This is a genomic window from Streptomyces sp. NPDC005566 (assembly GCF_040605575.1).
In the GTDB taxonomy this organism is placed as follows: Bacteria; Actinomycetota; Actinomycetes; order Streptomycetales; family Streptomycetaceae; genus Streptomyces.
Genome location: NZ_JBEXDB010000017.1, coordinates 190,728 through 197,273 on the forward strand (window position 1 = coordinate 190,728; position 6,546 = coordinate 197,273).

At 70.2% G+C, this 6,546-nt stretch carries 2 protein-coding genes; one reads left to right on the plus strand and one right to left on the minus strand.

Annotated features, from left to right (window positions below):
* Nucleotides 1–95: 95 nt before the first annotated feature.
* Nucleotides 96–860 carry an AfsR/SARP family transcriptional regulator gene (locus tag ABZS61_RS26165; RefSeq protein WP_356426013.1) on the plus strand — a complete coding sequence of 255 codons (765 nt, stop codon included), beginning with the start codon at nucleotides 96–98 and terminating at the stop codon, nucleotides 858–860.
* A 142-nt stretch (nucleotides 861–1,002) separates the two neighbouring features.
* On the opposite strand, the gene ABZS61_RS26170 is transcribed toward ABZS61_RS26165, so the two are convergent.
* A complete protein-coding gene (locus ABZS61_RS26170) occupies nucleotides 1,003–6,540 on the minus strand; it encodes a type I polyketide synthase (RefSeq protein WP_356426016.1) in 5,538 nt (1,845 codons plus the stop codon).
* Nucleotides 6,541–6,546 lie beyond the last annotated feature (6 nt).

Here is a 6,546-nt window from a genome sequence, read left to right on the forward strand (position 1 = left end):
GGCTGTTGACGACGCCTCCGCCTTCCGACAAGCATGGGCTACGTCGATCATGCGTCGGCGTGCCAATGACAACATCGGCCAGGCGGAGAGTTCCGATGGAAGTAGCCATACTCGGCCCGCTGACAGTGACCGGGAGACGACGTCTCCCGGTGAGCGGCACCAAGGTGCGCGCGATCCTCGCTCTGCTCGCCCTCAACGTCGGATCCGTCGTGTCCTACCAGGATCTGGCCGACGAACTGTGGGACGACCGCCCGCCACGCACCAGCAAGAACACCCTGCAGGCCCACATCGCCCGGCTGCGCCGGCTGCTCGAGGAGGCCGGCTGCCCGGACGCCCTGCGGACGGTGAGCCAGGGATATCTGCTGGATCTGAGCCCCGACGCGATCGATGCGGATCGCTTCCACCGCCTCGCCTCCAGCGGCGCCCAGCGCATCGCCGACCACCCGCAGGCCGCGGTCGAACACCTCGAACAGGCGCTGCGCCTGTGGCGGGGACCGGTCCTGCTGGACGCCGGGCCGGGCGCGCACTGCCGGTCCGCGATGCTGTGGCTCAACGACAGCCGCGTCGCCGTGCACGAGAATCTCATGGCCGCTCGGCTGGCCCTCGGCGAAGAGCACGCGGTCGCCTCCGAATTGAAGAGCCTGGCCGCCCAGCATCCGCTGCGCGAGGGGCTGCACGACCTGCTGATGCTCGCGCTGTACCGGGCGGATCGGCAGGCCGAGGCGATCGACGTGTTCCACCGGCTGCGCCAACGTCTCCGCGACGACCTCGGCCTGCAGCCGGGGCTGCAGGTCCAGCGCCGGTACCGTGCGATCCTCGACCAGGATCCGGCGCTCGCCACGCCACCGCGCACCGTTTAGCGGGCGGCGGAGACGCTGTTCCCACCGACACGCCTGTTTCCACCGACACGCCTGTTTCCGTCGACACGCCTGTTTCCACCGACACGCCGACGGCGCCCGCCACGGTTCGTATCCGTGGCGGGCGCCTGCGCGTCCGGCCGGGTTACTCCCCGCCGTCGCTGAGCTCCTTCTCGATGAGGGCGATGAGTTCGTCGTCACCGGCCGCGTCCATCCGCGCGGCCAGGGACTCGCCCCCGTCCGCCACCTCGCCTGCCGTCCACTTCTCCAGGAACGCCTGCAGCCGTACCGTCACCCGTGCCCGGACCAGTCCGTCCGTCCGGCCGTCGGCGAAGGCCGCATCGAGCTCGTCCAGCGCGCTGATCATGGGCTCGGCCGCGTCGGCGCCGCTCCCGTCCAGCTCGTCGAGCAGGTGACGCGCGAGCACGGCCGGCGTCGGATGGTCGAACACGATCGTCGAGGCGAGCCGCAGCCCGCTGTCCTTCGCCAGCACATTGCGGAACTCGACCGCCGTCAGCGAGTCGAACCCGAGATCCCGGAACGGCCGACTGTCGATGTCCTCCACGGACTTGTAACCGAGCACGGCACCGATGACGCGGCGGATCATCTCCAACAGCTCCGCCTCCTGCTCCTGAGGGCTCATCGAAGCCAGTCGTGCACGCAGATCGGCGGCGCTCGCACCACCGTCCTCGTCCCGGGACTCGTTCAGGGCTTTCGCTGTTCCGGTGAAGTCGCGGAGCAGCGGGCTGGGCCGCAGGAGTGTGAAGGCTTCGGCGAAGCGTGTCCAGTCGACGTCGGCGACGGTGAGGCTGCTGTCACCGTGGTCGACGGCCTCGGCCAGGGCCCGGATCGCCAGGGCCGGGTCCATCGGTGCCAGGCCCCGGCGGCGCAGACTCTGAGCCGCCTCGGGATCCGCGGCCATCCCCGCCCCTGCCCACGGGCCCCACGCCACCGACGTCCCCGCAAACCCACGGTCGCGGCGGTGCTGCACCCAGGCGTCGAGGAAGGCATTGCCTGCCGCGTACGCACTCTGGCCTCCGCTGCCCCACGTCGCGGCGATCGAGGAGAACACCACGAACAGGTCCAGCGGCAGATCCGCGGTCAGTTCGTCCAGGTGCTTGGTTCCGTCGACCTTGGCCCGCAGCACCGAGGCGAAAGCCTCGGGGGTGACTTCCTCGAGCCGCTGCGGAAGGTCGAGACCGGCCGCGTGCACAATGCCGGTGAGCGGCCACTGTTCCGGAACACCAGCGATCACCGCAGCCAGGGCATCGCGGTCGGCCACGTCGCAGGCGGCGACCGTGACCCGTACGCCCAGCTCGGCCAGTTCCTCGACCAGACCGGCCGGGGCGACACCGCCGCGACCGGTCAGCACCAGGTGCGGCACACCCCGACCCGCCAGCCAGCGGGCCACCTCCACACCCAAAGCGCCCGTGCCGCCGGTGACCAGCACGGTGCCGGACGGATCCGGGTTCCACGGGGTCCCCGCCACTGCGGCAGATGTCGCACGGGCCAGCCGCCGGGCCAACACCCCGGACTCGCGGACCGCCACCTGATCCTCAACACCACCAGAAGCCAGAACACCCACCAGCCGGGCACCTGCCCGGGCGTCCAGCCGTGCCGGCAGGTCGATCAGACCACCCCAGCGGCTCGGCACCTCCAGCGCCGCGACCCGGCCCAGACCCCACACCGAGGCAAGGCCGGGGTCCACCAGCCGGTCTGAACCACCCACGGACACCGCACCCCGTGTAAGCACCCACAGCGGAGCTGTGACCTCGCCCAGCGCCTGCACCACGGCGAGCGTCTCCGCTACCCCGGACGCAGTCAGGATCACGCCGGCCAGGTCAGGCAGCCCCGACACCTCCTCGGCCGGGAGACCGACCACGGTCGCGCCCGCGGCCTCCAATGCGGCGGACACCTCGGGGTCTTCGGTGCCGACGACCGCCCATACCCCGGTCAGTACCGCCGACGACGCCAGGCCGTCCAACGGCTTCCAGGAAATCCGGTAACGCCACGAGTCGAGCGTCGATTGTTCCTGGTGGCGCTGTCGCCACGCGGACAAGGCCGGCAGTGCCGACTCCAGACCCGCGAGTTCCTCCAGGTCCTCACGCTCCACCGCGTCCCAGAACGCGGCATCCACCAGCTCACCGCCACCGCTACCCGCAGCAGCCGTCACCGAAAGCTCCGGCCAGAACCGCTCACGCTGGAAGGCGTAGGTCGGCAGATCAACCACCCTGCCGCCCCAACCAGCGAACAGCGCCGTCCAGTCGACATCGACTCCGGACGCCCACAAACGGCTGATCGCGGTGACCACAGTGTCGGTCTCATCGCGGTCCTTGCGCAGGACGGGGATGAACTGAGCGTCGGCGGCGGTGTCCTGGGCCATGCCCGACAGAACGCCGTCCGGGCCGAGTTCCACGTACCGCGTCACACCCATCGCTTCGAGCGCCGTTACGGCATCGGCGAAACGCACCGGCTGCCGCACCTGGCTCAGCCAGTACTCCGGCCGCTGCATGACACCGGGCTCGGCGACCGCACCGGTCAGGTTCGACACCACCGGGATCTCGGCCGGGTGGAAGGTCAGTCCGGACAGGACCGTCGCGAATTCGTCCAGCATCGGTTCCATCAGCGCGGAGTGGAACGCGTGCGACACCGACAGCACGTTGAACCGCAGACCGCGGGCGGCGCATTGGGTTGCGTAGTACTCGATGGCCTCGGTGGAGCCGGACAGGACTACGGAGTTCGGGCCGTTGACGGCGGCGACGTCCAGGCCGGAGTCCGCGACGGCGGCTTCGGTGGCCTGCACGGCGAGCATCCCGCCACCGGCCGGTAGCGCCTGCATCAGCCGACCGCGCTCCGCGACCAGGACGCACGCGTCGTCCAGGTCGAGGATCCCGGCCACGTGCGCTGCGGTGATCTCGCCCAGGGAGTGACCCAGCAGTACGTCCGGGGTCGCGCCCCACGAATCGACGAGCCGGAACAGCGCAACCTCAAGCGCAAACAGGCCGGCCTGGGCCCACACGGTGTGGTCCAGGTCGACGCCGTCGGTCAGGACCTCACGCAGCGGACGTTCCAGGCGTACGTCGAGCCGTGCGCAGACCGCGTCGAAGGCTTCGGCGAACACCGGGAACTGTTCGTACAGCCCCAGGCCCATCCCTGCGCGCTGCGAACCCTGACCGGTGAAGAGGAAGGCGGTCCGGCCCTCTCGGGCGATACCGGTGGCGAGCGTCGTGTCCCCGGCCAGTACCGCGCGGTGCTCCAACGCGGCACGGGTCGTCGCCAGAGACCAGCCGACATCCACCGGATCCAGCTCCGGACACTCCGCAGCAAACGACCGCAGCCGCTCCACCTGCGCCCGCAATGCCGCATCGGACTTCGCCGACACCACCCACGGCACCAGCCCGGAACGCATCACCGACGGCTCGACCACCGGCTCCCGCTCGACGGACTCCGGAGCCTGCTCCAGGATGACGTGTGCGTTGGTGCCGCTGATGCCGAACGAGGACACGGCCGCTCGGCGCGGACGGTCCGCTTCGGGCCACGGACGCGCCTCGGTGAGGAGTTCCACCGCGCCCGCGGACCAGTCCACCTGGGGGGAGGGGGCGTCGACGTGGAGCGTCGCCGGCATCAGACCGTGTCGCAGAGCCATGACCATCTTGATCACGCCCGCCGCGCCGGCGGCCGCCTGGGTGTGCCCGATGTTCGACTTGACGGAGCCGAGCCACAGCGGCTCGTCGCCCTCGCTACGGTCCTGGCCGTAGGTGGCCAGCAGCGCCTGCGCCTCGATCGGGTCGCCGAGACGGGTTCCGGTGCCGTGCGCCTCCACGACGTCGACGTCCGCGCCAGTGACGTGGGCGTTGGCGAGGGCCTGTCGGATCACCCTCTGTTGGGAAGGGCCGTTGGGTGCGGTCAGACCGTTGCTCGCGCCGTCCTGGTTCACCGCACTGCCCCGCACCACCGCAAGGATCCGGTGTCCGTTGCGCTGTGCGTCGGAGAGCCGTTCCACCAGCAGCAGACCGACTCCCTCACCCCAGCCCGTCCCGTCGGCACTCGCGGCGAACGCCTTGCACCGGCCGTCCGACGCCAGACCGTCCTGCCGGTCGAACTCCACGAACGCTCCCGGGGTGACCATCACCGTCACACCACCGGCCAGGGCGAGTTCGCACTCACCGGCCCTCAGTGCCTGCCCCGCCCAGTGCAGTGCGACCAGCGACGACGAGCACGCCGTGTCCACCGTGACTGCGGGGCCTTCGAGCCCGAACGCGTACGAGACCCGGCCGGACAGCACTGCCGCCGCGTTCCCGACAGCCGCGTGGCCGTCACCGGCGTCCTGCGATGCAGCGAGGACCTGTGCGTAGTCCTGGCCGTTGGTTCCGGCGAAGACCCCCACACTGCGGCCACGCTGCGATCGCGGATCCATCCCCGCCGACTCGAACGTCTCCCACGCGGTCTCCAGCAGCAGCCGCTGCTGCGGATCCATGGCGAGCGCCTCACGCGGCGAGATCCCGAACAGGCCCGCATCGAACTCGGCCGCGTCATGGATGAACCCGCCCACACCGCTCGCGACGCCGGACACCCCCGCCGGCCATCCCCGGTCCACCGGGAACACGGACAGCCCGTCCACCCCATCGGCGACCAGATCCCACAACTGCTCGGGCGATCCCACCCCGCCCGGGAAGCGGCACGCCATCCCGACGATCGCAAGAGGCTCATCGGCTCCCGCCGACGGCGCCACCGCACCGGACGCCGCCGCCACTCCCGTACCGGCCAGTTCCGCACGGAGGTGGTCGACGAGGGCTTCAGGCGTCGGGTGGTCGAAGACGAGGGTGGTGGGCAGTCGCAGCCCGGTCCGCGCGGACAGCATGTTGCGCAGTTCGACCGCCATCAACGAGTCGAAGCCCAGATCCCGGAACGCACGATCCGGCTCCACCGCCTGCACCCCGGAATGACCTAGTACCGCAGCTGCCTGACCTCGCACCAGATCCAGCAGCACCTGACGCCGCCTGCCCTCCGGCACACCCTCAAGCTCTTCCCGCAGGCTCCTTCCACCGCCATCGGCCGGCAACGCAGGTACGCCAGCGACCGCTTCCGGAAGCTCCGCCAGCAGACGACTGGGACGCGCCGACACGAACCCGGGAACAAACCGCTCCCAGTCGATATCCGCCACCGTCACATCCACACCACCACGAACCGCCTCACCGAACACCCGCAACGCACCCTCCACGCCCAACGGACGCACCCCACCACGCCGCAACCGCTCCACCACCACACCGCCAGCAGCCATACCCCCCTCAGCCCACGGACCCCACGCCACCGACACCGCCGGCAAACCACGCCCACGACGCCACTCCACCCACCCATCCACACACGCATTCGCCGCCGCGTAATTACCCTGACCCGCACTACCCACCGTCCCCGCCAACGACGAGAACACCACCAACCACTCCACCGGCAAACCCGACGTCACCACGTCCAGATTCACCAACCCATCCACCTTCGGCGCCATCACCGACACCAAACGCTCCCCCGACAAACCCTCCAACAACCCGTCATCCACCACACCCGCCGCATGCACAATTCCCTTGAGCGGCCACTGTTCCGGAACACCAGCGATCACCGCGGCCAGAGCGTCGCGATCAGCCACATCACAAGCAACCACAGTCACCCGCGCACCCAACCCCGACAACTCCTC

Excerpts from the sequence above, each read along its gene's own strand:
- ABZS61_RS26165 (WP_356426013.1), top strand. The coding sequence starts at position 96 with ATGGAAGTAGCCATACTCGGCCCGCTGACAGTGACCGGGAGACGACGT.